Origin of the sequence: Paenibacillus koleovorans NBRC 103111, assembly GCF_004000845.1 — a bacterium.
Lineage (GTDB): Bacteria > Bacillota > Bacilli > Paenibacillales > NBRC-103111 > Paenibacillus_AA > Paenibacillus_AA koleovorans.
The window spans coordinates 1-24,475 of the sequence record NZ_BIMA01000028.1 but is presented as its reverse complement, the minus strand read 5'-3'; the positions used below and the strand labels follow the sequence as shown (position 1 = coordinate 24,475).

Sequence of the window (24,475 nt, the reverse complement as noted above, 5' to 3'; positions counted from 1 at the left end):
GCACCTCGAATCCCAAAATAGGTGGCTGTAAAGCGGAAAATCCGCCTTAACAGCAGCAAGCCCCGGCCTTACGCAAAAAGAACGGCCGATCGGCAGTCCCCAATCCATCCACTCAAGTTACTTTCACTTCCGCGCCACTTTACCTCGTATCCCCATCACAACTGCCGTCATCACAAAGTAAACCGGGAACAAGATCAATCCGGCAAACGCAGACACCAGCCAAACCGAAGACAGCAGCTCATCCTGCACACTATCCAAATAGGTCAGCCCGTACAACAGCCATCCGAGCCAACCAATGGTCAAGCCGTAGCCGATCTTGTAGGGAAGTCTCATCGGTCATTGCCCCACCATTCATATGAAAATTTGGCTCCATCGTACCAAGCCCCTCTTTCAAAGTCAATTTCCACTACAAAGTTTCTCCATACTAAAAAGCAGCAAGACCTGATCGAGTCAGAGCCTTGCTGCCTAATATAGTTTATTTCGCTTGGATGTACCCTTCCGCCTTGAGCAGCTCTGCGATCAGCACCGCGCCGCCGGCTGCGCCGCGCAACGTATTGTGCGACAGCCCGACGAACTTGTAGTCATACAGATGGTCCTCGCGCAGACGGCCTGCCGATACACCCATGCCGTTCTCCAGCTCGCGCTCCGACTTCGTCTGAGGACGATTGTCCTCTTCGAAGTAGGTGATGAACTGCTTCGGCGCGCTTGGGAGCTCCAATTGCTGCGGACGCCCGCTATATTCGTTCCAGCGGCGAATGATTTCTTCCTTCGACGGTTTGTTCTCGAACGACACGAATACCGTCGCCAGATGGCCGTCCGTTACCGGAACGCGGATACATTGCGCAGTGATTGTAGGAGACGAAGCTTTCACCACTTCGCCATTCTCCACACGACCCCAGACGCGAAGCGGCTCCTGCTCGCTCTTCTCTTCTTCCCCGCCGATGTACGGGATGACGTTGTCGATCATTTCCGGCCAGTCGGCAAAGCTTTTCCCGGCGCCGGAGATCGCTTGGTAGGTGGAAGCGACGACTTGCGTCGGCTTGAAGTCCGCCAGTGCGTGCAGCATCGGCACGTAGCTCTGGATCGAGCAGTTCGGCTTGACCGCGATAAACCCGGTCGAGGTGCCAAGTCGCTGACGCTGAGCGGCGATGACTTCCAGGTGCTCCGGATTGATTTCCGGAATAACCATCGGAACATCCGGCGTCCAGCGATGCGCCGAGTTGTTGGAGACAACCGGCGTGCCTGTCTTGGCATAGGCTTCCTCCAAGGCCTTCGTTTCATTCTTGCCCATCTCGACCGCGCAGAATACAAAGTCCACGCCGGCAGCGACCTCTTCGACATTCGAAGCATCCTGCACGAGAATGCCCTTCACTCCGTCCGGAATCGGGCTATTCAACTTCCAACGGCCGCTGACCGATTCTTCATACGTTTTGCCGGCCGAATTTGCACTTGCGGCAATCGCCGTCACTTGAAACCAAGGATGCTGATCCAACAGCTGTACGAAACGTTGACCGACCATCCCGGTGCCGCCAACAATACCCACTCTGAGCTTTTGTGTCATTTGAAACTCCAATCCTTTCCCCATGGCATGATAAATACATATTCAAACGGTTTGATTATGTGTATCCGGTGAACCTTCAAGCAAGGCAGGCCAACAAGCAGAAGCGGAAGCCGACGCCAACAAAAAAATCCCACCCCCAAGACTTGATCAGTCTCAGGGACGAGATTCGTATGCTCGTGGTACCACCCCAGGTTCGCCGATATGTCGCCATATCCGCCTCTTCAAGTACGGCAAGCCGTTAAGCCTGCTTATACTTTAGCTCTGTAACAGGAGCTCCTGACGCACCATCCGCTCGTTCTTGAGGTTCCGATGCGCTGCTCTGAGGCTTTATTCAATCGGGATCGCTTTGCTCCTTTTCACCGGGCGGAGCTCTCTGGGAAAGCTTTCACGATTTACTCTTCTCATCATCGCATTTCATTATTGCGACTATAGTATCAAATTCCCGCAGGAAGGTAAACACTTAATTTTTGGGCGCCTCCCCTAAATCCACCCTAACTGGTGAGCCCTTTTTATCCAGAATTGATTTATTTTTATTGAGATTCTAGTTTCTTTCCGCTATGATAGTGTTAAAAAACGATGGAGCAGAACGAAGCATGAACGATCTGATCGAACGGAAACCATTCCGAGTAAAGCTGAACAAAATGGTGAAAGCGATACGCACGAACATCGTGATGGGCACTTGGAAAGCCGGCGACTATTTGCCTTCCGAGCAAACGCTGGCCAAACAGTACGAGCTCAGCAACCTGACGGTTCGCAAAGGGCTGGAGGCGCTGGTCGCCGAAGGCTATATTCAGAAAATCCCCAGAGTCGGCAATCAAGTGACGCAGACGTTCAAAAACCGCGCCGTCCATATCAAGTTCGGCTATTACGCCGATCTGGAGCAATCGGTCGGTCTGTCCAGTCTGATCGACGAGTTTCAACGGAGAAATCCGCATATCCGCATCGAAGCTTCTCCGATCCGCATTCAGCAAGGCTCCAGCTATGCGGACACGATAACGGAGCTGCTGCAGCAGGAGAAGCTGGACCTCGTGACGATGAATACATCCGATTATCGGTTGATGGCGGATCAGAGCTTGCTGCCTACTTTCTCGGCGCAGCCCGTCAACAACGCAATCCCGCGTCCGATCAGACAGCCTTTCCTGCATGGGGAGACGCCGTATGCCGCGCCATTTATTTATTCGCCGGTGCTGTTGTGCTACAACAAGGCGCATTTCCGGCAAGCCGGACTGCCTACCCCGGACAGCGGCTGGACATGGGATGAGCTGCTCGAGCAAGCGGCCAAGCTGAATGTGCAGGGGGAGCGATACGGCTTCTACTTCTACCCGCTCTCCGACAACCGGTGGCCGATCTTCCTGCTGCAGAACGGGTTCCGCTTGGACCGAAGCAGCCGAGAAGCGCTCGCAGCCAGCGTAGAACGGATTGTTGAAGCGATGCGGGTGTGCAAGGAATTGTTCAACCGGCCGGATACGTTCCCCGCTTATTTGTCCGATTCGGAAGTGACGCCGGAATGGTTGTTCGCGCATGGCAAAATTTCGATGATTATGACGACTTACTTCCACCTGAACCGATTGCTTCAGACCGATGTGGAATACGATGTCGCTCCCCTGCCTTACATTCGCGAGCCGATGACGCTGCTCCTGGCGATCGGGCTGGTGGTGAACGACCGGTCGCAGGCGAAATTCGACGCGCAGCTGTTCGTCGATTTCCTGCAATCCCCGGAAGCGCAAGCGATTATCCGCCGGGAAACGCTTAGCATTCCAGCCGCGCGTATGGCGGTTGACATGGGTTCCGAGGCGAGTCCGATGCTGAATCGTCCGGCCAACTATGCGATGTACCGAGACATCATCCCCACCTTCCGGATCCACAGCGATATGAACGTGACGTCGGAAGAGCTCCAGCGCATCCTCAATGCAAGCCGGCTGTTTTGGGCCAATCTGGAGGATGAGTCGACTTTGACGGAACGATTGATGCATGTATTGGCGTAGTTTAGATAGCGGTATCGAACCTGACTCAGAAATTTGCTGAGATCAGGTTTTTTATTCGAAACCTAATTGACATAATCCATGATTTGTTTGTAATATAAAAATATAGGTGAATCAATTAATTCATCTATGTAAATCACATTGAAGGAGGAAAGTTGATGAAACGTTTGGTCAGTGCTGGATTTATGTTCGCTATGCTGCTGTGTTTGTTCCTGTGGAGCTCGCCTGCAGGTGCGGCGGATATGCTGATCACCAACTACAGCTTTGAGAGCGGCACCACGGGATGGACTCAGCCATACGGTACCGGAGGCATCACAGTCAGTACGGATCGGGCCGTAACGGGCTCGAACAGCTTGAAGATCGTGGACAACAACGCATCCGGCAATTTCGGGTACGAGGGCGCCAAATTGAATGCAACGGCCGGCACTACTTACTTGGCCTATGCGAAGCTCTACTTGGTCAGCGGCAGCGCAGAGCTCTACATGCGCTTCTGGAACAGCAGCAATACGGTTATCGGCAATCAATTCGTCACCGTCTCCTCACCTACGAATCAATGGCAAACCGTAAACGTCAAATTAACAGCCCCTGCCAACACGACTAAGGTTTCCGTAATGCTCTATTCTTCCATCGGCGCCACTTCCACCGCTTACTGGGACGATGTCCTGATCACCCAAGAATTCACTACACTCGGCGACCAACTGGTACATACAACAACGCTCGGCACTACATTCGGCATCAATACGAGTCAGGATAAACTCTATACCGTAGGTTCCGGCGCAGCCGGCCAGGATGCCGTCATGTCGATTATCGACTCTGACACGAATGCAGTCGTCGCCACCTACCCCCTGTCCGGAGCGCTCGGTGCTTGGGGAGCCACTACGGCAACAGACGGGAAAATATACTTCAGCTCCTATTCAAGCGGAAAAATTTACAGATACACCCCCGGCTCGACATCCGTCACTGATCTGGGTGTAGCTTACACGGGCGCGGAGAACATGTACACCATAACGGCCGGCACTAATGGCAAAATATATGGCGGCGGATTTCCGGATGCAGGCTTTTTCAAATATGAACCTTCCGTCGGTTTTTCGACAATAGGCTCGAAACCGATCTGGTCAGGCGAGGAGTATGTACGCAGTATCGCCTATGATGCAGCTAACAACATTACTTACCTGGGAACCGGTACCGGCGGTTCGTTAGTGCGTTTCGACAATACGTCCGGCGCCAAAACCGACATCCTCCCTCCCGCTTATGCCAGCGAGACCTTCGTCTACGAGCAAATCCTGACGGGCGGCAAATTGTTCGCAGGCTTGCGTCCAAGCGGCACCGTGCTCGTGCTGGACGTCAACTCCAGCGGCGTGGCTACGCTTGACGCTACGCTGAATGCCCTGCCATCCCCTGAGCGCAACGGCAAAGTGTACTATGTATATGGCGGTCAATTGTACGCCTACAACATTTCAACCAAAACCTCAAGCGCAGTCAGCGGTGTAACTACAACGATTGCCGGCAACAAATACGGCTGGGTCACACTGGCGGATCAAACGACTTATCCGGGCGAAACGCTCGTCGTGTACGGAGCCAAAGACGGACGGATGAGCTTGTTCAAGTACAATGTGACAAGCGGCAACTTCGAAACGAATTTTGTAACCGGTATGCCGGAGCTGACGACCATCATCAACGCCATCGGCCGCAGCGCGGACGGAAGAGTATTGTCCGGCGGCTATCTGGACAACGGCACCGGCATCTATACGCCGATGCGAGGCGACTCCAACGAGAACTATCCGGATGAAGACTATCCGTCTCCCTTCCAGGCTTACAGCTATTATGCCTACAACGGCAAGACGTATATCGGCTCGTACGGTCACGCCAAGCTGTGGGAGTACGACCCGTCGTTGCCGTACGGCGGCTCCAATCCGACGCTTCTGCTTGACCAGGGCACACAAGGCATGGATCGCCCCGTCGCTATGACGGGCGGCGGCGGCAAAATCTTCATGGGCAGCGTACCGATCTATGGCAGCCTGAAGGGAGGCTTGACCGTCTACGATCCGGCAACGAGCACTTCGATCCTGAAGAAAGATATTGTCACGAATCAAAGCGTAACCGCCCTCGCTTACTATAACGGCAAAGTGTATGGCGGCACCTCGATCAAAGGCGGCAACGGGGTATCTCCTACGGCAACAGCAGCGAAGCTGTTCGTGTATGATGTGGCCACGGACACGAAAACCGGCGAATATTCTCTCCCTGTTTCCGGATTAACCGGTATAACCGGTATGACCACGGTGGACGGCAAAATTTGGGGCTTCGCAGAAGGCTATTTATTCGTCTTCAACCCGACGACCAATTCGTTCGACTACTTTACTCAGAAGTTCAGCGGCGTCAACTACGGCGGAGCCGGTGTATGGACGGATGCCACCCTTCTGACCGTCAGTAAAGATCCGAACTACGTTTACGGCACCATTCAAGGCACCTATTTGTTCAAAATCAACCGCTCCACGAAAGCGGTCACGAACATCTCCAGCAGCGGTGGGGCTTACTACTTGACGACCGACGAATATGAGAATTTGTATTATGTTCCAACCAACCACACTCAGTTGAAGCGTTACGCGTTCTAAATCAGTAAAAGCCGCTCGATGCGTCAGGCATCGGGCGGCTTTTACCGGTTGGTATTCCACAGGCAAGCTTATTCGAATTATTCAAGGCCCAACAAGTAATGTCCCACCAGCTCTGTTGCAGTCAGAATATGCTGCGACTCCACCTCTAGCCCCATTCCAGCTAGCCGATGCGCAATTTGTGCACCCATAACAGTAGAATTGTTAGTCAGGAACCGTAGTTGAAGAAATTCCCGAGCTCTCAGCCAATTCAAGATCGTCTGGGCTCCTGGAGTTAACCTCGTATCACATCCACTTGTATCCCGACTTCTCCAAACGTTCGTTATATTTTGGGGATACGATAGGAGGCTTGCCGCGTTGGCAGATCAGCTCACCCTCCTCTACAAGCCCCCTGTTCCTGCTGCCCAAAATCTCCATCAGCCGAATTTGCCATATCTGCTTCTGTGCTTGATGTTCTGGCTCCTCAATCAAATTGCGGCATTCTTCCGGGTCATCGCTTAGATGAAACAACTGCTCTGTGCCCAATCGAGGGAACCAAATATATTTCCATTTCCCATCCGTCACGTACTGCATTTCCTGTTCCTCCGAATAGCAGGTGCTGTGTTCGCCATGCACATATTCGCGCCAAGCGGTTCTATTCCCTCGAATCAGATTCATCATGCTCATGCCGTCAACCGAAGCGGGAATGTCGAGGCCAAGCGCATCTAACAGGGTAGGCATTATATCTTGCAGCGTTACAGGCAAATCCACATGCTTGCGAATGCTTCCTTCATGGCTTTCCGGCAAACAGATGATCATAGGAATGCGGGCCGAACCTTCATAAGCATAGGTTTTGCGCCACAAATGATGATCTCCCAGCATATCCCCGTGGTCTGACGTAAAGATAACTATTGTGTTTCTCAACAAGTCTGTTCTCCTCATAAACATCATCAGACGGCCAATCTGATGATCGATTTGAGAAATCGAACCGTAATAGCCGGCTCTAGCCCGCCTGATCTCTTCCTCGCTTCGCTTCCCTCGCCACGCATCGGGCTTGACAGCGTCGGCGGGAACATCATGAATAGCTGACCAATCCCCTACGTAAGGACGCGGCAAGCTCTTGCTCATATACAAATCGAAATAATATGGCAGCGCGTCATAGGGAGAATGCGGCCGGGTAAACGATGTTTTGAGAAAAAAAGGCTTGCTTGGGTCCCTTCTTTTCAGAAATCGGATCGACTCGTTCACCGTCCAGTTCGTGGGATGAATAAATTCAGGCGCATGATAAGGCCGGGCAATCCACGAATTCCAATCCAACCCGTGATCGACAATATCATAGTCGCCAGTTTTGTTGTCTTCGAACCATTCCCTGTAGTCGGATACAAATCCCGGATCGCCGCGTCCCTCTTCATCAAGCTGAGTGCTGTGGAAACCGTTCAGAGAACGCTGTGGAAAGAAGTGCAGATTTCCAATCCCGTGTGTGTGGTATCCGGCCTTCGACAGCTCCCCTGGTAATGTATGCTCAAATCCTACTCCCATCGGCCCTTGTCCGTTTCCCGTGCCAAGAATACCCGTATTCCAGGGATCCATGCCCGTAAGCAGGCAAGCTCTTGCCGGAATACAGGACGGAGAAGGCGAATAGGCGCTTGTGAACAGCGTACCTCTGGACGCGAGCCAATCGATGTAAGGAGTCTCGAGGACCGGGTTGCCATAACATCCTGCGGCATCCCCCCGATGTTGGTCGGTCATAAGAAGCAGTACATTGGGCTGGCTCACTCGAATTCACCTGCTTTTCACTTAGTCAGTCTCATCTTCAAGGCCGTATCATATTCGGTAAAGTGCGTATACTTCCCATTCATCCACAACAGCACCGAACAGCCTTCGGCATATCCACGTGAAATATAGGGTCTCACATTATTGCTGCCGGAGCCTGAAGTGACAGGAACGCAATTCCAGGTTTCACCTGAATCCGGAGTGCTCCAATGCTCGATCTCAAACACCCCTTCGATAGGACGAGACAAGTATACTTGGGACGGATCCTGATGATCCAGGATGATGCCACCGGAATAATAAGGCTCGCTCTCCGTCTTGCCTTCCGGCGTTTCAGGAAACCAGTCCCCTCCTGGTGTAATTTCATAATCCATCCATTGGTTCCCGTTCCATCTCGCATATCGATACCGGTGATCGGTATCTGTCATGAAGAGAGCGTATACGACCACCGGATAGCCCATCTGATCGATGGCAATATCCCATATCCACGTTTTCCAGCCGTTCTTCTGCGCATCATAAACCATTGTCGCTTCGGAGGGTTGTATCGGCAGCTCGGAGAACGCCTTGATGAGAGTACCGTCCGCATTATAGAACTCTCCGCCTCGATAGCAGGCAAAGTATATGCTATTACTCGATTCTACATTGGGATGACCGTCTGTAAATGCGAAATAGATCGTATTTTCGCGATCGGTTGCATACTTGATGTACGGCCTGGCTCCGCTTCCCTCGATGAGCGTGAACGCTTCGGACCAACAACCCCCAGCCTCCTGAATGGCGAAATTAGGTTTGAAATTGGCGCCGCGCCAAAACAAATACTGTTTCTCTTCCTCTCTCAGATAAACAGGGCTTGGGTAAGTATAGCCGAATGATCCTATGGTATTGCTGGCAAGCTCTAATTCAGGCCCCCAGGAGGAGATGTCCTCGCTCCGGTCTGCTGTCCGGTAGAACATGCTGTTCCCGCAGTGAGCCGAGTAGTATACGGTCAATCTGCCCTCACCATCCATGAAGAGAGACGGATTGGCATGATCGTCCTGATGCAGCCGTTCTTTCAGCTCAGTCGTTTGCGCAGTATGATTCGTATGATCGTAGTACCCGACTCTGACATGCCCCTCTTTGGTCAACCAGCCAATGTAAGTTCGTTTGTGAACACCTTCGTAATATAGAGCCCTGGGATCACCGAAGAAACACCAGGCTCCGTCAGCGGAAAAATCTGGATACTCCTCACCCTTCAAGCAAGTGGAAGAAAGCCTCTCGCGATTGGTCATTGCAATACTCTCCTTTTCTATTCCTTCAAGGACCCCAGCATGGCCCCTTTCACAAAATATTTCTGCAGGAACGGGTACACCAGAATGATGGGCAGCGTGGCGAAAAGAATGATGCCTGCCTTCATCATTTCCGGAGTACTCTGAGTTGCTGCATCGCCAATAATGGTCGAGATGCTCCCGTTATCTTCAACGACTAGCCTGCGAAGAAGAACCTGCAGCGGAAACAGACTTGGATCCCGGATAAAGATGATTGCGTAAAAATACGAATTCCAAACCCCTACAGCATGAAACAATGATAGAGTGGCGATTACAGCTGTGGACAAAGGCATGGCAATTCGGAGATAAATGCCGAATTCACTGCAACCATCGATTTTGGCTGAGTCAAACACCTCCGATGACAGTCCCTGGAAGAAAGTCTTCATGATAATCACGCCGAATGCTCCCAATGCGCTTGGAATAATCAAAGCCCACAGCGTATTTTCCATCCCAAGCGTACGGATCCATAAGTAGTTCGGGATTAATGGGATGTTAAAGACAAATGTAACCAAAATTGCTTTCAGAATAAGTCCTCGAAAAGGGCTCTGACTGCGTGACAAGCCGTAAGCAATAGTGGATGTCAGGAAAATGTAGGTGAAGGTACCGGCTAACGTTATCAAGATCGTCACAGCCATCGATCTCCATATTTGACTCATTCCCAGTATCGTTCGGTAGACATCCAGATTAAGCCCTTTGGGCAGCAAATACACGAGCTTCGCTTGGGCATAAACAGGGGAGCTCAAGGAAACGGCTGCAAGATGCAGAACAGGAGCGATCATCGTAAGACTGAAGCCAAGCAGCACAAGCCCGTTGATCCACTGAAAGAGAGAATCTTTTTTGTTTGTGACCAATCGAATTCCCCCTTCAATAAATGCTTTCGCCGGTAGTTTTTTTGCTTAATGTATTTACAGCGGCAATCAGGCATAATCCTACAATCGATTGGAACATTCCGATCGCGGTCGTGAAGCTGAACTGGGACCTCTGTAAACCGACTCGGTAAACATACGTATCGACCACCTCGCCGACATCGCGCACCAATGGATTGAGGAAGATCAGAATTTGTTCGACGTTCGATTCAAGCACGCTCCCGATTCGCAGCAAAAACAAGACGATAATGACGGGCCATAATGTAGGCAACGTGATGTGCCATATTTGCTTCCAACGACCCGCCCCATCGACGACTGCGGCCTCATAGAGATGGGGATTTATGCCTGCGAGCGCTGCCAAATAAATGATCGTCCCCCATCCGACCTCCTTCCAGATACTGATCGATACGACGATTCCTCGAAAATACTCCGGCTCTGTAATAAAATCGATCGGCGAAACGCCGAACCAACCCAACATCGTATTGATGATCCCGTCCCGCGCCAGAAGATTAATAAAAATGCCTCCAACGATGACCCACGACAAAAAATGGGGCAAATACAGCAGCGTTTGGATAGGACGCTTGATCCACATTTTCCGCACTTCATTCAGCAAAAGCGCCAGCACCAACGGAGCCGGAAACCCAAACAGAATAGACATGAAGCTGAACGCTATCGTATTTCTTAATATTTGAAAAAACTCTTCATACGTAAACATAGTTTGAAAATGTTGGAATCCAACCCAGGGACTCGACCATACTCCCTTGAACAAGTTGTAGTCTTGGAACGCAATCATGTTGCCAGTCAGCGGAATGTATTTAAAAACAAGGAAGTGCAGCATACCCGGCAGCATTATGATGAACAGAACCCATTTATCCTTTGCTAACAATCGTTTTAACATCTAGAGCTCTCTCCCGTAAGTAGGGAAATAACAAGGGGACGAATCGTCCCCTTTCCCTGCTATTTTTTAGCTTTAGTGTAGTTGTTGTACCAATCCGTCGCTTCCTTCATGGCGGCATCTCCTCCGCGCCTTTTCCATTCGGAAACGAACTTTTCGAATGCTGGATCAACCTGTTCTTTCCCGGTGACGACTTTTGCGAACATATCCATGAACAACGTACCAGTATTGGTCCCAAGCGCGAGCTCCGGTTTATTCTCAAGGGCTTTCAGGACTGGCATATTCAATTCGGCACGCTTAATGAGGTTCGCGTTCGCCTTGACGAATCCCGCCTTAAGAGTGTCGCCCGCAGGGTTAAAATCCAGAACCTTCTGCATCATCCGACCATCTCCTCGCGGGTTAAGCGACACTTGGTAGAACACGGACGCTTCTTTATCGGTGTTCACGAGACTTGCAGGATCCCATTTAACCTTGCCGTTCTCCATTGTGTAATTTGTGCCCTGGATTCCGTGTGCGAAGAATGTCTCCGCTTCATCCGACCATGCCCAATCAAGGAATTTGATAACATCCTCTGCATTTTTGGATTGTTCCGGCACAACCCAAACGAAGAGCATGCCGTCACCTTGTGGAGTTACCCCCTTTCCTTTAGGACCCGTCGGACCGTCAATCATGCTCAGCTTAACATTGGGCTGATTTAAGAAGTTGGCGTTGGACCATGTGGTAAGCACATTCTGAACGTCATGGATCCACATTCCTGCCTTGCCTTGTTGGATTCCCGCAATCCAGTCGGCTGATTTATTGGTGAATAAATTCGGATTAACGTACCCTTTATCATAGAGCATTTTCCAGAAATTCAAGGCATCCTTCATTTCAGGCAAGATCATTTCCGGTGTCATTTGTCCGTTAACTACTTTCCATACTCCCGGATGGGCGCCGTGTTCTGCAAAGAACAAATCGCTGTACAGCAAATTCTCCCTGACATAAAATCCGTATTCATCGCCCGGATCGCCGTTGCCATTTACATCTTCTTTCTTGACTGCTTCGAAATAAGCCAGAAATTCATCGATCGTCTTCGGCTGCTTCATGCCCAACTTATCCAGCCAATCCTGACGAATATAAACGATGCGAGTTGCCGGTGCGGCGAGAAAAGCAGGAATCCCGTAAATTTTTCCGTTTTTGCTTACTTTGGGACTATCCCACGCTTCTTGCGGAATTTTTTTCTTTAAATTCGGCCCGTATTTATCGATCAAGGGGCCGAGATCCTTGAATACGCCTTGGTCTACGGCGCCTAAGTGGATCGCAGAATCGATGCTGTCAGTTCGAATCAGATCGCCGAGATCCTTGGAAGCGAATCTGATCGTTAATTGTTGGGTGTACTCTTGGTTGGCTCCCAGCACGTCGAACTTTAAGTCGTATCCGGAGAGCTTCGACATTTCTTTAATGTACGGGTCGTCCCCCACTTTAACTTGCTTGGCGTACACTCCATTGGAATTGGTTGTAATGATTTTAAGCTCCTTGGGTACTGCCGGCGGCTTGCTCGCTTGTGGTGCCTGACTTCCAGTTGCCGGCGTAGCATCCGGTGTATCCGAGCTGCCTCCGCATGCTGCCAATAAGCTCGATACAGTTAACAACACAGCTGCACCTGCAACTACACGTCTGTTTAAATGAATGGCCATTTCCTTTCCCCCTCGGTCGATTTGCAATACATACACACTATACATTCCGGCTTTTTTAAGCGGCAATTATCAGTTAACACGGGTTTGCACAAAAAGATAAACGCATAAATAAAAAGATAAACCCCGCATGGCGCGGGGTTTAGAGCTATCGGTCATGCTCTTTCTTCTGTTGCATCCGGTATTCTCCGGGAGGACACCCAACCACTTGTTTGAAAATGCGCGTAAAGTTCTGCACGGTTGTATACCTCAAACGTTCGGCGATTTCCTTGATGGGCATATCGGTTCTGGACAACCATTCCTTTGCTTTCCCGATTCGGAATTCAATGAGATAATCACTGAAGTTCGTACCCGTTTCTTCCCTGAAATACCGTCCGAATTGCGAAGCGTTCATCTGGAATTGATCGGCCACGTGCTGAAGAGACAAGTCCTTGTCGTAATGTTCATGGATATAGATCAGAATATGCTGAGGGGTTATTTTCTCCCGGGATTTTTTCTGATCTTCCAAGTATTTGATGATTTCGGGGAAAACATGTCCTGCAAACCACATCTTCACTTCCTCAATCGTGCGCAAGCTATATAGATGCTTATACAAATCATTCTCGAACAGTTCCTGAAGCTCACTTCCGATTTCATAAAAAATGGCTTCGATTTCTCCGATTAAATAACCGTAAACCCCCATAGCTGTTCCGGAATTTCGTACGTGGCTTGGCAGATAGCTCGTCATCTGCTCTAAATGATGAACAGCGTGATTCAAATCCCCTTGCAAGATGTTTGAAATAATTTGTTTATGGCATTCCGCAACCAATCTCCCTGATTGTTTGATGGGCTCTTCGGCAGTGTCTTTGGTTATTACCACATTGGTGCCCAGCAGCATTCGGTAGCTTAGCAGCTCTTGCGCCTCCAGATGGCAAGCATGAATACTTGTATAATACATACGTAAAGGACTAACAGCTATGCTCACCGTAAACTGCAAGTATTTCTCCATGCAAGAACGGAATTCATGAACGATTTCCATAATTAGTTTTTGGTCGTTCTCATCTTCGGTCTCTGTCCCGAGAATCACTGCCATTTGGCCGGGCTGCTGTACGAACGTGATACAAGATATCCTCCGTTCACAAACTTCCTCCATAATCTTCCTCATGGCGTAATGGATTAAAGTTCGGTCTCTTTCACGGTATGTTTGAAGAAAGCGTGCATCTTCATCAACGGCAACGGAGCATACAGCAAACCAAGAGCCATGTAGCGAATAATTCAGCTCAGCTGCCTTAATGAGCACTTCCTGCTCAGTCATGCCCCCTAACAGCAAGCTATGGGTCATCGTATCCTTCAATGTTGAGAAGGTCCCTTTCAATTGCCCTCTTAATTCATAATTGTTCCGCTCCATTTGCTGCATAATCGAGTCCAATGCTGCAAGATCATCGGATTCATGTTTATGCAAAACATTGTTCGGATTGAATTTATGGACCAGTTTCTCAATAGGTCCATACAATCTTCTTGAACCAACCAAGGAAAGAAGAATCCAAAATGTCGTGATAACGAGCATAAACATCCACGTAACCATTCGGATGTGATCGGATTTTTCCGTTAACATCTCCAGCGGGCTCATAGCGACGTATGTCCACCCTGTTGATTCCGATTGAAGTGCGGAAATCTTATAAGACTTGCCTTCAAGCGAATAATTGCCGTGATATCCAGACGGATTTTTCCAGTATCGGAATAACTCCACCGTAGTGGCGAGCTGCTTGCCGGTTTCTTCCTTATCTCGGGTCATGATAACTTTGCCGGTTTCATCCAACACATATAGATGGCTTGGGAAACTGAATTCCAAAGACTGAATAAAGTCCTCTAATATTGTCGTATCGAGATGAAGCACAAGCATACTTTCAGTGTAATTACTATTCAGTGGCACCGGACGAAATAAGAGCAATTCATCTTGCCCAGGATAAGTATGCGGCGTAATCATTAAGGGAGAATTTCGATTCGTAGGGGTCGACTCCAGCATTTTGAAATACTTGGAATCCGAATACTTCGTTGAGCTGTACAATGTCGAATACACGTAGTCATATTTTTTGTAGATCAGAGATACGTGATATCGAATGGACGATGTATATCGCTGTTTGTTAACTGTATCCGCCATATCAATGAATTCGACAACATTTGACGGTCCGAGCTGCACGGATCTTTCTACCGAAACATTGGTTGCCAATATGATCGAAAAAATGTTCAAATTACTTATTATGTTATTAATTTGAAATTCAATTTGCTTTAACGCCAATTGATGATTACGATCTACTTCCTCCTGGATGCTACGGGCAGCCATATGGGCGGATACGAAGCCCAATATGAAAACAGGAATTATACTGATCAAGATCGAAAAGGCCGTTAACTTCCGTTTAAAACTCCAAGGTTTTTCCAGTTTAAAGCGTTTGAACAAAATTATCCCCCCTTGGATCACATACTTGCAATAATATCACAAATCCTCAGAAGAAAGGGACCGTGCGGAAGTGTTTCTTCCACTCGGCCCCTTCGATTACAGGGCAACGTGATGCGCTCGTTCGTAGTATACTCGGTTCTTCTTGTCGATTTGAAATGGGCATTTGCGGAAACTAGTGATGAAGAAAAAATTTCCAATTGTAAACTTGTCATAGTCTTTAAAAATATGGGCAAATTATTTCTCAAGGAGGTGAACAACAATGGCTAACAACAACAATAACAGCTATGTGGTTCCAAATGCTCAAAACGCGTTGGATCAAATGAAGTACGAGATCGCCACTTCCTTTGGCGTAAATCTCGGCGGAGAAACTTCCTCTCGTCAAAACGGATCGGTTGGCGGTGAAATTACAAAACGCCTGGTCCAAATGGGTGAACAAGCTATCAGCGGCGGTCGTTTCTAAGAAACCCGCGAAGGCTGCCGTGCAAACGGCAGCCTTTTTATTATGTGTTTACAACTCCGCCAGCATCCCTAGTTCCGCGAGCACTATGTCTCCCGAATATACGGCAGCGGCTTCCGCTTTCAACCGTTCGATTTCGCCAAAGTGGGGCAAATGCGAAAGCATGAGCCGCTTCACCCCTGCGGCGGACGCCAGCTTGGCGGCTTCCGCCGAGGTCATGTGCCCGTACCGGCCTGCGTCGAAGTCGGCGTAGAACGACGCTTCCGTGATCAGCAGATCCGCGCCGCTCAAGTGCGGGATCAGCGATTCGTCATAGCGCGTATCGGCCGTGTAGACGAGCACCTTGCCCTGCGCCTCCACCCTGACACCCAAACAATACGCGTCGTGATCCGTTCGGAAGAAGGAGAGCCGGACCCCATCCTCGAGCCAAACCGTCTCCTTCACGCTCACCCCGTTAGCTGCGGATCCTCTCATCAGAGGCACGGTCCAGTCGCCCTCATGCTCTTCGGCCAGCAACACTTGCAACGGCAGCTCCCGGCGGCTCAAGTCCGTGTCGATCAAACAAGCATATTGCAAACAACCTAGATCCGCCATATGGTCATAATGCTTGTGCGAGAGGAAGGCATGGGTCAGCTCCGGCAACCCTATATATCGTTGCAGCGCGGCCAGAACGCCGCTTCCGCAGTCAAGCAGCACCCGGTTGCGGCCAGCCTCCAGCAAGTAGCCGGCTGTAGCTTCCCCAGCCTTCGGATAAGCGCCCCAAGGACCGATTACTCTAAGCTTCATCCCCACCGACTCCTCGCGTATTATTTCGCCGCCGTACTCTCGCGAACCATAAATTCATTGCCGTCCGGGTCGCCGAACACGAAACAACGGACGCCGAGGCGGGTCTCGATGCCGTGAGGAACGGAAGCGCCTCGAGACAACATCCGGTCCAACACCGAATCCAGCTCGCCGGTCTCGAGAATCGCAATCGGATGGACGCGCAGCTCCTGCTGAACCGAGTCGAACCATACGCTCGGCGAACGGCTCAGCCGATTGTCGTCAAACAGCAAATCAGGACCTTTATCCATACGGATCGAGATCATCTCTTCAAAAACCGTATCCGCCGTCGCCGGCCTGCCTATCAGCTGTTCGTACTTCCCGACCGTCCCGGCCATCTCGTCGGTGTGGACCAGCACATGGCTGATTTTGCTCAACAGCGCGTGAGGCGGCTTCGGGTTCGCCTGATCATCCAGGCGATGCACTTGGCAGATCATCATCGCGGTGTCGATCGTGAACACCGAGAGAAACTCGTCGCTGAACACCTCTGAAAGCGTGCTGTGCGGAAGCCCGGCACATAATTGATGAGCCTCCGCCGCATCGCTTGTATCGAACATCGTCATCGGCGGTTTACCCGCAAAATGGCTGTCCAGTATCAAGGACGTCCCGCCAAAATCGAAAACATAAATCCCATCCGTGTACTCGCGGGGCACCAATTGCCGCTCCAGCAAGGCGGCATACCATTCGGTGGCGCTTTTCAAATCGCGGACGGGTACGAACACCGCCGGGATAAAAGGTGAAATCGGGTGGCTCATGGGTTTCCTCTCCTTGTCCTCATTCAAGATCCGTCACACTAACTATCGACGCAAACAAGCTTCGACTTTCGCAATTCCTTGCCGCTCCGCCTCACAGGCGATCTCCAGCTGCTCCCGGATCGTCTGCAGCCGTCCTCCTGTGCTGCCGCCGTATCCGAAAGGGAACCGGGGATAAATGCGCCGAAACGCCTCGCTAACGATCCTATAGCAGCCCGACGCCTCAAGCAGCAGCTCCCGCTCCATTTCCCCACGGCGCTCTTCCCCGCCCGCCAGGGCCAAATACTCGGCCGCCTGCTGCCTCGCCTCGGCCAGGATCGCCACCAGGTAGGCGTGGCCGTGCAGGTCCAAGCGGTTCGACTCCACCGCCTCCAGCCACACCCGATAGCCATCCAGGCCGTATGCATACCCGGCAATCGGCGGCTCTTGTCCATGGGCGTGCCGAACGATCGCTCGCAGCGCGTCATCGCTTGCCATCGGCGACGTCACCCGTCCGCGCAGCCCCAGCACAAACACGGGCTGATCCTCAGCCGTTCGGCCGATCTGGTCATAACGGAATAACCGTTCCCTGCCGTGATTGCCCACATAATGGACTTGTCGGGACCGATCGTCGTACCCACAGGCGAAGCCCATCTCATTGATCTCCATGTTGCGTATGATCGCGGGGATGCCTCGGTCGATCGAGCCCTGTACGACCGAAAGCAGCTGCGCTTGCAGGTCGGGCGTGAACGATCTGCGCTGAGGCCGGCCCATGCACATCCCACTGTAGCCTAGTCGCTCCATTGTCCGATATGCCGACAAGCTCCAGTCATACATCAGAATTTGGCGCCAATTGCAATGGACCGGCATAACCAACCGGAACGCGTCGCCTGAGACGCCCATCAATTCCGTGTAGGAAAAACGCGACTCCCCTACCGTTCGCAACGCCGCGCCGATCATTACGGACAAGAAGGCGTGCGGAGTAAACGAGTCGGGTTTGGCTAGATGAGCCTCAACCACTTCCCCGCGAGCCCGCCGCTCTGCAACAAACGTCTCGATCTCCGCTGCAAACCGTTCGTCGTTTACTTTATTTCTGGAGCGGGAGACGATATTGTACACATTGCTCTTCTTCATCTGAAAACGCTCGGCCAACTCATCCGGACTCGCTTCCTCGAGCGCGCTTGCATGCAGCAGCTCCATCGCCTGCCGAGTCAGCTTCCCCATCGCAAGCTTAACGCTCTCTTCCTGCTCCAAAAGCAGCTGCCTGGACTGAACCGAGCCGTGAACCACGCCGAATTTCTCCGAATCCAGCTCCAATTCCCCTACATCCAAGTGCTCCCGCTCCTGCTTCCGTGCCGTCCCCCGGATGCTGTTCAGCGCCAATCTTCGGACCAAGAGCCGGAACCACGCCGTAAATTTCCGGTCGTCCTTCAATTGCTCCAGCTTCTCGCGCATCCGCAGAAACGCCTCTTGCACGACGTCATCCGCGAGATAAGGATCTCGTACGATGGCACGCGCCCATGACAAGGCAGCGTTCCGGAATCGATGATGTATCGTTTCGAATGCCGCAGGATCCCCCCGCCGTATCCGGTCCAACAAAGCCGACAGCTCCACCTCTTCCATCCGTTCCCTCCTAGCCGGCACTATGTTCCATTCACTTCGACACGGTTACGGCGAATCCTGCCGAATATATTTTTTCACAACATTGATAGAATAAATCGCCGGCCTGTGTCATTACAAATGAGCGGCACAAAATCCAAATTAGAGGAGCATGTAAAATGAGAAAAGTAGTCGTATTCCTGCACCAATCGCTGGACGGTATTGTAGAAGGACCGAACGGTCCGATGGACATCGGTTGGGTCTCTTATGACGATCAGCTGGCCCTTCACGCCCAGGAAATTCTGAGCACGGTCGATACGATCGTTTGGGGACGCAACACGTATTTGGTCATGTACGCCTACTGGCCGACGGTTCCTTCGAACCCGATGGCCCCCAAACACGCAGTAGAGCATGCTCACTGGGTCGAAGCGGTACAGAAAGTCGTATTCTCCACGACGCTGGAGCAAGCGGACTGGAACAACACGAGGCTGGAGCGAGGAAATCTTGTAGAAGTCATCACGGAGCTCAAAAACCAGCCGGGGAATGACATTATGGTGCTGGGCAGCCCCCGCTTGGCTCACACAATGATGCAGCTCGGACTCGTGGACGTGTTCAAAATGACGATTTCTCCGGTTGTGCTCGGTAAAGGATTGCCTTACTTCCAAAGTATCGACTCCCAGATTAACCTCCGGCTTACGCGTCACCAGATTTTTCCTTCCGGCGTCATTAGTGCCGTCTACGAGAAAACAGCCAAATAAGCAAACAAATAGAAGGCCTTCCCGAGCGGGATGGCCTTCTTCCTTCTTATGCCGCTACGTCTCGGCGGGTGAACACCAGCCAGGACACGAGATTGAATACAGCAAAATATACGCACAGCACGATAATCGAGAAGCCTAAAGTCATGCCGTCCTGGTACGGCCGTCCACCCAAATATTGCTCCAGAAGCAAGTTCGGGAAAATCAAATATTTGCTCCAAGCGTACGGCTGCAATATTCCGGTCAGGATCATGCCGCCGAACAAGGCGAAGATCGAGAAGCCGATCGCCATCGCGCTGCTCCGGAAAGCGGCGGTGATCATAAACGCCATCGTAACGAACATAATGGTGGACACGCCGTTGAGCAAATAGCTTTTCCATAGGTTGGCGACCATATTCAGTTCAACGACCTGACCGGCGGCATTGACATCCAAGAGCGTCAAATTCATATGATTGAACTGATACAGCAAACCATTCAATAACGTGGAACACACGAACAAGATCACCAGCAGCAAAATCCCGTACATAAGCATCGATACATATTTGGCGAGCAGCACCTTGAGGCGGCTGGCCGGCCGAATAAGCAGCAGCTTGATCGTACCGGAGGAGAACTCGCCCGCCAAGCTATCGCCGGCGACGATGACCAGGAACAACGTGATCATGATGACCAGCTCGGCGCCTCCGTTGATGCCATCCCACATCGTGTCGTCTGTCGGGCGAATCTCATGGGCTAGTCTGTAGTCGATCAAAGCGATCCGGTCTTGATAATACCGCCTGGACTCTTCATTCAAGTCCGGGTTGCTCAACTGATGCTCCATCCGTTGTTTCTGCTCCGTCACTTGCTGCTGCCACGTCATTTCCTTAGCGTCTTTCCGATCATAGTACCAGTTCAACATAGTAGCGAAAATGATGGTGCCAATCATGAAGAAGATCATAATCCAAGTGCGCCAATGGCGGTACAGCTTCATGTTCTCGTTCAAGATCAAACTAACCAACACGCTCGCCCCCTGTCATTTCCAAGAACCGGTCCTCCAACGACTGTCGCATCGCGCGTACGCCGTATATGTCTATGTTCTTCTGCATGAGATAGTTAAGAATGCCGGGAATCCGATCCCGATCGGTGACGACCTCGACTCCTTCCGGAACTGCTTTGGCTTCGACTCCATCGAACGAATGAAGCGCAGCCAGAGCGGCTTCCGCAGGCGAAGCTTCGATCAAGTATGTCTGCCCGGTCGTATTCGAGCCGATGAATTCGTGAATCCCTTTCACATCGACCAGCTTGCCGTGCATGAGCACCGCCACGCGGTCGCACATCAGCTCCATCTCGGATAGCAGATGGCTTGAGACGATCACCGTAATCCCTTCCTCGCGGGTCAAATAGCGCAAATAGTCGCGCAGCTCGCGAATGCCGGCCGGATCGAGTCCGTTCGTCGGCTCATCCAGGATGAGCAGCGAAGGCCGATGGAGCATCGCCTGGGCGACGCCGAGACGTTGCCGCATGCCGAGGGAATACCGCCGCACTTTATCGTGGATCCGATCCTCGAGCTTGACCAGCTCCACTACCTCGCGAATTCGCTCCTTCGTCACACCGGACGCCATTCGCGCATAGTGGATCAGATTGTGATACCCGCTCATGAACTTATACATTTCCGGATTTTCCACGATCGCTCCGACATGCCGGATCGCCTGCTCGAACTCCGTCTTAATGTTGCGTCCCTTGATGAGAATTTCACCGTTGGTGATGGACATAAGCCCTACCATCATGCGGATCGTCGTCGTTTTGCCGGCGCCGTTCGGCCCGAGGAACCCGAATATCTCTCCCTGCGGAACATCAAAAGATAAATTGTCGATGATCGTGCGCCGCCCGATCCGTTTCGTTACATTGCGCAAGCTTACTACCGGTTCCTGGCTATTGCTCATAGTCGTTCTCCCCTGTTATTTGGTGTGAATCGTTACGGAAGCTCCAGTTGCATCGATCATGGTGCTCCAGGTTCCTTTTCCAATGTCTCCGTTAAACCGGCTCCAGTCGTCCTCCCTGACGACCGGAACGCCGTTCAGATTCGCTTGAATGAATCCGCCTCTTACGGCTGCGGCTACCCGATAGCCTTCCGACTCAGCCAGCATGAGCCTTACATCGCCCGACTGGGAATGGATTTGCATCGTATTTTTGATTTGCTCCAGCTGCATATCGACACCCGCGCCCGTCACTTCTACCGCGCCTGTACAATCCTGCACGCGAAGCGACCCGTTCTTGGCGTTGACGGACAGCTTGCCGCTTACGCGAGAAACTTGATTGTGCCCGGCAGAGCCGGTCAACGTCAGAGGCCCTTTTATATCCTCCATCGTCGCATCGCTCGAACGATTGTCCAAGCTGACGCTGCCCGAGACGCCGGCCATATAGACACTTCCAAAAGAGGTTTTCACCGTAAGCGTCCCCGTTATGTCGATGAGGTCCATCATATCGTGCTCCGAGATCGCTTCGACATCCGCCCTGACCCCTTGAATCCGAAGAGGCCCTCCTTTAGCTTCCACGCGCAGCTTGATCCCGTCAGGCACGAGCAGCACATACTCCATTGCGATATCGTCCGGATCGATCGGCTTCCCGCCCGACCTGGCGGCAAGCGTCAACCTTCCGTCACTTACTTGTTCTTCCACGACGACCGCATCCAGCTGTCGATTGGCCGACTCCGCATTCGAACTGTAGGACGTCACCGTGTATTGCAGCTGAATCGCAGAGCCTGCGGCACGTTTCACCGTTATCGGATCTCGCGAGCTCGCCAGCGATACTTCCTTTAAGTCGGCACGCGCAATCTCTATTTGCCGCTGGGCGGTAGCCTTAACTCCCCGTTTGGCCTCGCTGAACGAATCCGTTTTCTGCGCATTCACGAATTGCTCGCCGAATTGTTCGAACATCGAAGCCTTCGTCAAGGTGAAATCGAGAATGAAGCCTGTCAGCAGCACCATAACCGAGGCGAGGAGCATTAGTTTTCTCCAACGAAACATCTCCTCACACCTCCACTTCTTTCTCGAAAATGACCCCGTTCAGCATCGTCAGCCCTACGCAGAAGAGCAGCAGGATGAGAAACGGCCCCGAATGCAGGTAGATCAGATCCGTATCCTTGCCCCCATAGAGGATGTCCGGCATCCACAGGAACAGGTCGGAGAGCATCGGGCTAACCCGCATGAGCAGCCACGAACCGGCCAGGAACGCGGAGAGCGCTACGAGCCATTTCAACCGGGTCACAAGCTGACCGCATAGAAACGCGAATTGGATCATCGCGAGCAACAGCACCATCGTAAGCAAATACATCCAAAAGCTGTTCAGCAAAATATTGATCATCGTAGTGCCCGAAAGCTCAATTTCCGATCCGAGATTGTCCCAAACGGCGCGTACTAGGATCAGCAAGAAGCTGGCGCTGCAAAATAATAAGGTTGCGACTAGCAGACTTACTACGGCTGTCAGTTTGGCGCTCAATATTTTCCAACCACGTACCGGCAGCGAGAGGAGCAAGTAGATCGAATTGGTCCTCCACTCCGTGTAGAGCTGATAATAGCCCGTCCCTAGCGCCAGGGAGGAAATAACGAAGAACGGTGTCAACACTCCGAATACAAAAACGACATCATCGTCCATCACGTCGAACTTGATCAGGAGGAACAGATGGAGCAGCACCGTCAGGATGCCGAGCACCCCGTACAGCGGAAAAAGGCTTTTGACTTCCTTGAGCCATAAGTTGCGGTACGGCATCTATGCATACACCTTCTCCCAAATATTTTCCAATGAACACCCATAGTCGGCCCTCAGCTGTTCGGCGGTATCGTGAATTTCAATCTTCCCGCTTCGCAAAAATACAACTTCGTCGAACAATGGCTCCGATTCATTCAGCGAATGCGTCGACAGCAAAATCGTCTGTTCGCTCGACTCGAACTCACGCAGAATGGAGCGGATGATCTTCGCTCTGGAGGAAGGATCGATGCCGGAGAACGGCTCATCCAGCAAAATAAGCGGCACTTGCCGGGCAAAAGCGGCAATCAGCTTCAGCCGGGCTCGCAGCCCCTTGGACAAATTCCGAACCTTCTGCTTCTCGTCCAGCTCCATCGTCTCCAGCATCTGGAGCGCCTTGTCCGGCTGCCAGTCCTTATAAAATCCGGAAACGAACTGCAGCGTCTCCTTCACCGTCATCCAATTGTAAAAATGGTCGATCTCCGGCAAATAAGCGATTGAGTGTTTGTTCGCCACATTCGGCACACGGCCGTTCACAAGAATGGTGCCAGCCGTAGGTGTGACGAGACCGGCGATCATCTTCAGCAATGTGGATTTGCCGCTGCCGTTCGGGCCCAACAAACCGACAATGCTGCCTCTCCGAATTCGCAGATCGATTCCGCCTAGAGCCTGCTTCAGCAAATACCGCTTCTGAATGCCGCTCAATTCAACCATGATGGGTTGCTGAGTTTCCATGCCCGGCTAGCCCTCCTTCTTTTCCTGGTATAGCTGACTGCGCAGCATGCGCTCTACCTCCGCCGACTCGATGCCGAGTCCCTGCATTTCCTCGATAAACTGCTGCACGGCCGCCTGCGCCATCTCCGTACGAATATGTACGAGCAGGTCCGGATCGTTGCGGATAAACGTACCTTGCCCGCGCAGCGTCTCCGTCAGCCCTTCCCGCTCCATCTCCTGATAAGCACGCTGTACCGTGTTCGGATTGATTTTTGAAATTTGCGCCCTCTCCTTATGGGAAGGTATTTTGTCGCCAGGCAGGAGCTCGCCTCTGGCCAAAGCCTTCTTGACCTCATCCACCATCTGCATATAAATGGGCTTCGGGCTGTTGAAGTTAAGCTGCACGTTCCACCCTCCTTAACTCAATAAACCAGTGCACTATTGAACTAGTGCACTATTAGATTATAATGACTTTGTTAGCCTGTCAAGACTCTTCCTGCGAAATTTCAGACGCAAAAGAAACGCCCGCCTCTTGCTCGTAAGCAAAGGGCGGGCGTTTCTAACATATCTCCGGGATACCGCTATTTTGCAGTCCGACTTTTTC

The 24,475-nt window shown here is 51.6% G+C and carries 22 protein-coding genes and 1 other annotated feature; of the genes, 4 read left to right on the top strand and 18 right to left on the bottom strand.

Features of this window, described 5'->3' with window-relative positions; all coding sequences use genetic code 11:
- Positions 1-123: 123 nt before the first annotated feature.
- Together PKO02S_RS11795 and asd are read right to left on the bottom strand one after the other, a co-directional pair.
- A complete protein-coding gene (locus PKO02S_RS11795; RefSeq protein ID WP_127582931.1) occupies positions 124-333 on the bottom strand; it encodes a hypothetical protein in 210 nt (69 codons plus the stop codon).
- A gap of 142 nt (positions 334-475) precedes the next feature.
- On the bottom strand, positions 476-1,561 hold the full coding sequence (asd, locus tag PKO02S_RS11790) for an aspartate-semialdehyde dehydrogenase (RefSeq protein ID WP_127582929.1): 1,086 nt from the start codon (positions 1,559-1,561) through the stop codon (positions 476-478).
- A 152-nt stretch (positions 1,562-1,713) separates the two neighbouring features.
- Positions 1,714-1,978: a binding site (T-box leader), on the bottom strand.
- Between the two features lie 176 nt (positions 1,979-2,154).
- Between asd and PKO02S_RS11785 the strand changes: the two genes are divergently transcribed.
- The gene (locus tag PKO02S_RS11785; RefSeq protein ID WP_164821403.1) at positions 2,155-3,546 is read left to right on the top strand and encodes an extracellular solute-binding protein; all 1,392 of its coding nucleotides are present in this window, start codon (positions 2,155-2,157) and stop codon (positions 3,544-3,546) included.
- 155 nt (positions 3,547-3,701) lie between these two features.
- Complete coding sequence (locus PKO02S_RS11780; RefSeq protein ID WP_127582925.1) at positions 3,702-6,155, top strand: carbohydrate binding domain-containing protein; 2,454 nt, start codon at positions 3,702-3,704, stop codon at positions 6,153-6,155.
- Between the two features lie 77 nt (positions 6,156-6,232).
- On the opposite strand, the gene PKO02S_RS33865 is transcribed toward PKO02S_RS11780, so the two are convergent.
- The 7 genes from PKO02S_RS33865 to PKO02S_RS11745 all read right to left on the bottom strand — a co-directional run bounded on the left by PKO02S_RS33865 (position 6,233) and on the right by PKO02S_RS11745 (position 15,073).
- Positions 6,233-6,478, bottom strand: a complete 246-nt coding sequence (locus PKO02S_RS33865; protein WP_127583009.1) for a hypothetical protein — start codon at positions 6,476-6,478, stop codon at positions 6,233-6,235.
- Positions 6,438-7,907: an arylsulfatase gene (locus tag PKO02S_RS11770; protein WP_127582923.1), complete on the bottom strand. Its 1,470-nt coding sequence runs from the start codon at positions 7,905-7,907 to the stop codon at positions 6,438-6,440. Before PKO02S_RS11770 ends, PKO02S_RS33865 begins: the two co-directional genes overlap by 41 nt.
- A gap of 17 nt (positions 7,908-7,924) precedes the next feature.
- Positions 7,925-9,166, bottom strand: a complete 1,242-nt coding sequence (locus tag PKO02S_RS11765; RefSeq protein ID WP_127582921.1) for a BNR-4 repeat-containing protein — start codon at positions 9,164-9,166, stop codon at positions 7,925-7,927.
- Between the two features lie 17 nt (positions 9,167-9,183).
- Complete coding sequence (locus PKO02S_RS11760) at positions 9,184-10,053, bottom strand: carbohydrate ABC transporter permease (RefSeq protein WP_246066939.1); 870 nt, start codon at positions 10,051-10,053, stop codon at positions 9,184-9,186.
- Positions 10,054-10,066: 13 nt separating this feature from the next.
- A complete protein-coding gene (locus PKO02S_RS11755; RefSeq protein WP_127582919.1) occupies positions 10,067-10,966 on the bottom strand; it encodes an ABC transporter permease in 900 nt (299 codons plus the stop codon).
- 59 nt (positions 10,967-11,025) lie between these two features.
- A complete protein-coding gene (locus tag PKO02S_RS11750) occupies positions 11,026-12,639 on the bottom strand; it encodes a type 2 periplasmic-binding domain-containing protein (protein ID WP_164821401.1) in 1,614 nt (537 codons plus the stop codon).
- A gap of 145 nt (positions 12,640-12,784) precedes the next feature.
- On the bottom strand, positions 12,785-15,073 hold the full coding sequence (locus PKO02S_RS11745; protein ID WP_127582915.1) for a helix-turn-helix domain-containing protein: 2,289 nt from the start codon (positions 15,071-15,073) through the stop codon (positions 12,785-12,787).
- Positions 15,074-15,332: 259 nt separating this feature from the next.
- Here PKO02S_RS11745 and PKO02S_RS11740 point away from each other — a divergent pair, with 259 nt between their 5' ends.
- A complete protein-coding gene (locus PKO02S_RS11740; RefSeq protein WP_127582912.1) occupies positions 15,333-15,533 on the top strand; it encodes an alpha/beta-type small acid-soluble spore protein in 201 nt (66 codons plus the stop codon).
- A gap of 48 nt (positions 15,534-15,581) precedes the next feature.
- Here the strand turns inward: PKO02S_RS11740 and PKO02S_RS11735 are convergent, their stop codons facing one another.
- The 3 genes from PKO02S_RS11735 to PKO02S_RS11725 are packed head-to-tail and all read right to left on the bottom strand — an operon-like array spanning position 15,582 to position 18,706.
- Positions 15,582-16,316 (bottom strand): MBL fold metallo-hydrolase, encoded by a 735-nt coding sequence (locus tag PKO02S_RS11735; RefSeq protein ID WP_127582910.1) that lies wholly within the window; start codon positions 16,314-16,316, stop codon positions 15,582-15,584.
- A 20-nt stretch (positions 16,317-16,336) separates the two neighbouring features.
- Positions 16,337-17,107, bottom strand: a complete 771-nt coding sequence (locus PKO02S_RS11730; protein WP_127582908.1) for a VOC family protein — start codon at positions 17,105-17,107, stop codon at positions 16,337-16,339.
- Between the two features lie 42 nt (positions 17,108-17,149).
- The gene (locus tag PKO02S_RS11725; protein ID WP_127582906.1) at positions 17,150-18,706 is read right to left on the bottom strand and encodes an RNA polymerase sigma factor; all 1,557 of its coding nucleotides are present in this window, start codon (positions 18,704-18,706) and stop codon (positions 17,150-17,152) included.
- A gap of 155 nt (positions 18,707-18,861) precedes the next feature.
- On the opposite strand from PKO02S_RS11725, the gene PKO02S_RS11720 reads away from it, so the two are divergent.
- The gene (locus PKO02S_RS11720; RefSeq protein WP_127582904.1) at positions 18,862-19,440 is read left to right on the top strand and encodes a dihydrofolate reductase family protein; all 579 of its coding nucleotides are present in this window, start codon (positions 18,862-18,864) and stop codon (positions 19,438-19,440) included.
- Between the two features lie 46 nt (positions 19,441-19,486).
- Here the strand turns inward: PKO02S_RS11720 and PKO02S_RS11715 are convergent, their stop codons facing one another.
- From PKO02S_RS11715 to PKO02S_RS11690, 6 genes are read right to left on the bottom strand one after another with little or no spacing between them, the layout of a single operon-like run.
- Complete coding sequence (locus tag PKO02S_RS11715; protein ID WP_127582901.1) at positions 19,487-20,431, bottom strand: ABC transporter permease; 945 nt, start codon at positions 20,429-20,431, stop codon at positions 19,487-19,489.
- A complete protein-coding gene (locus tag PKO02S_RS11710; RefSeq protein WP_127582899.1) occupies positions 20,424-21,356 on the bottom strand; it encodes an ABC transporter ATP-binding protein in 933 nt (310 codons plus the stop codon). The genes PKO02S_RS11715 and PKO02S_RS11710 overlap by 8 nt, the downstream gene beginning before the upstream one ends.
- A 15-nt stretch (positions 21,357-21,371) precedes the next feature.
- Positions 21,372-22,439 (bottom strand): DUF4097 family beta strand repeat-containing protein, encoded by a 1,068-nt coding sequence (locus PKO02S_RS11705; RefSeq protein ID WP_127582897.1) that lies wholly within the window; start codon positions 22,437-22,439, stop codon positions 21,372-21,374.
- 4 nt (positions 22,440-22,443) lie between these two features.
- A complete protein-coding gene (locus PKO02S_RS11700) occupies positions 22,444-23,181 on the bottom strand; it encodes a hypothetical protein (protein WP_127582895.1) in 738 nt (245 codons plus the stop codon).
- Positions 23,182-23,892, bottom strand: a complete 711-nt coding sequence (locus PKO02S_RS11695; protein ID WP_127582893.1) for an ABC transporter ATP-binding protein — start codon at positions 23,890-23,892, stop codon at positions 23,182-23,184.
- 6 nt (positions 23,893-23,898) lie between these two features.
- On the bottom strand, positions 23,899-24,276 hold the full coding sequence (locus PKO02S_RS11690) for a GntR family transcriptional regulator (RefSeq protein WP_218033920.1): 378 nt from the start codon (positions 24,274-24,276) through the stop codon (positions 23,899-23,901).
- Between the last annotated feature and the right edge of the window lie 199 nt (positions 24,277-24,475).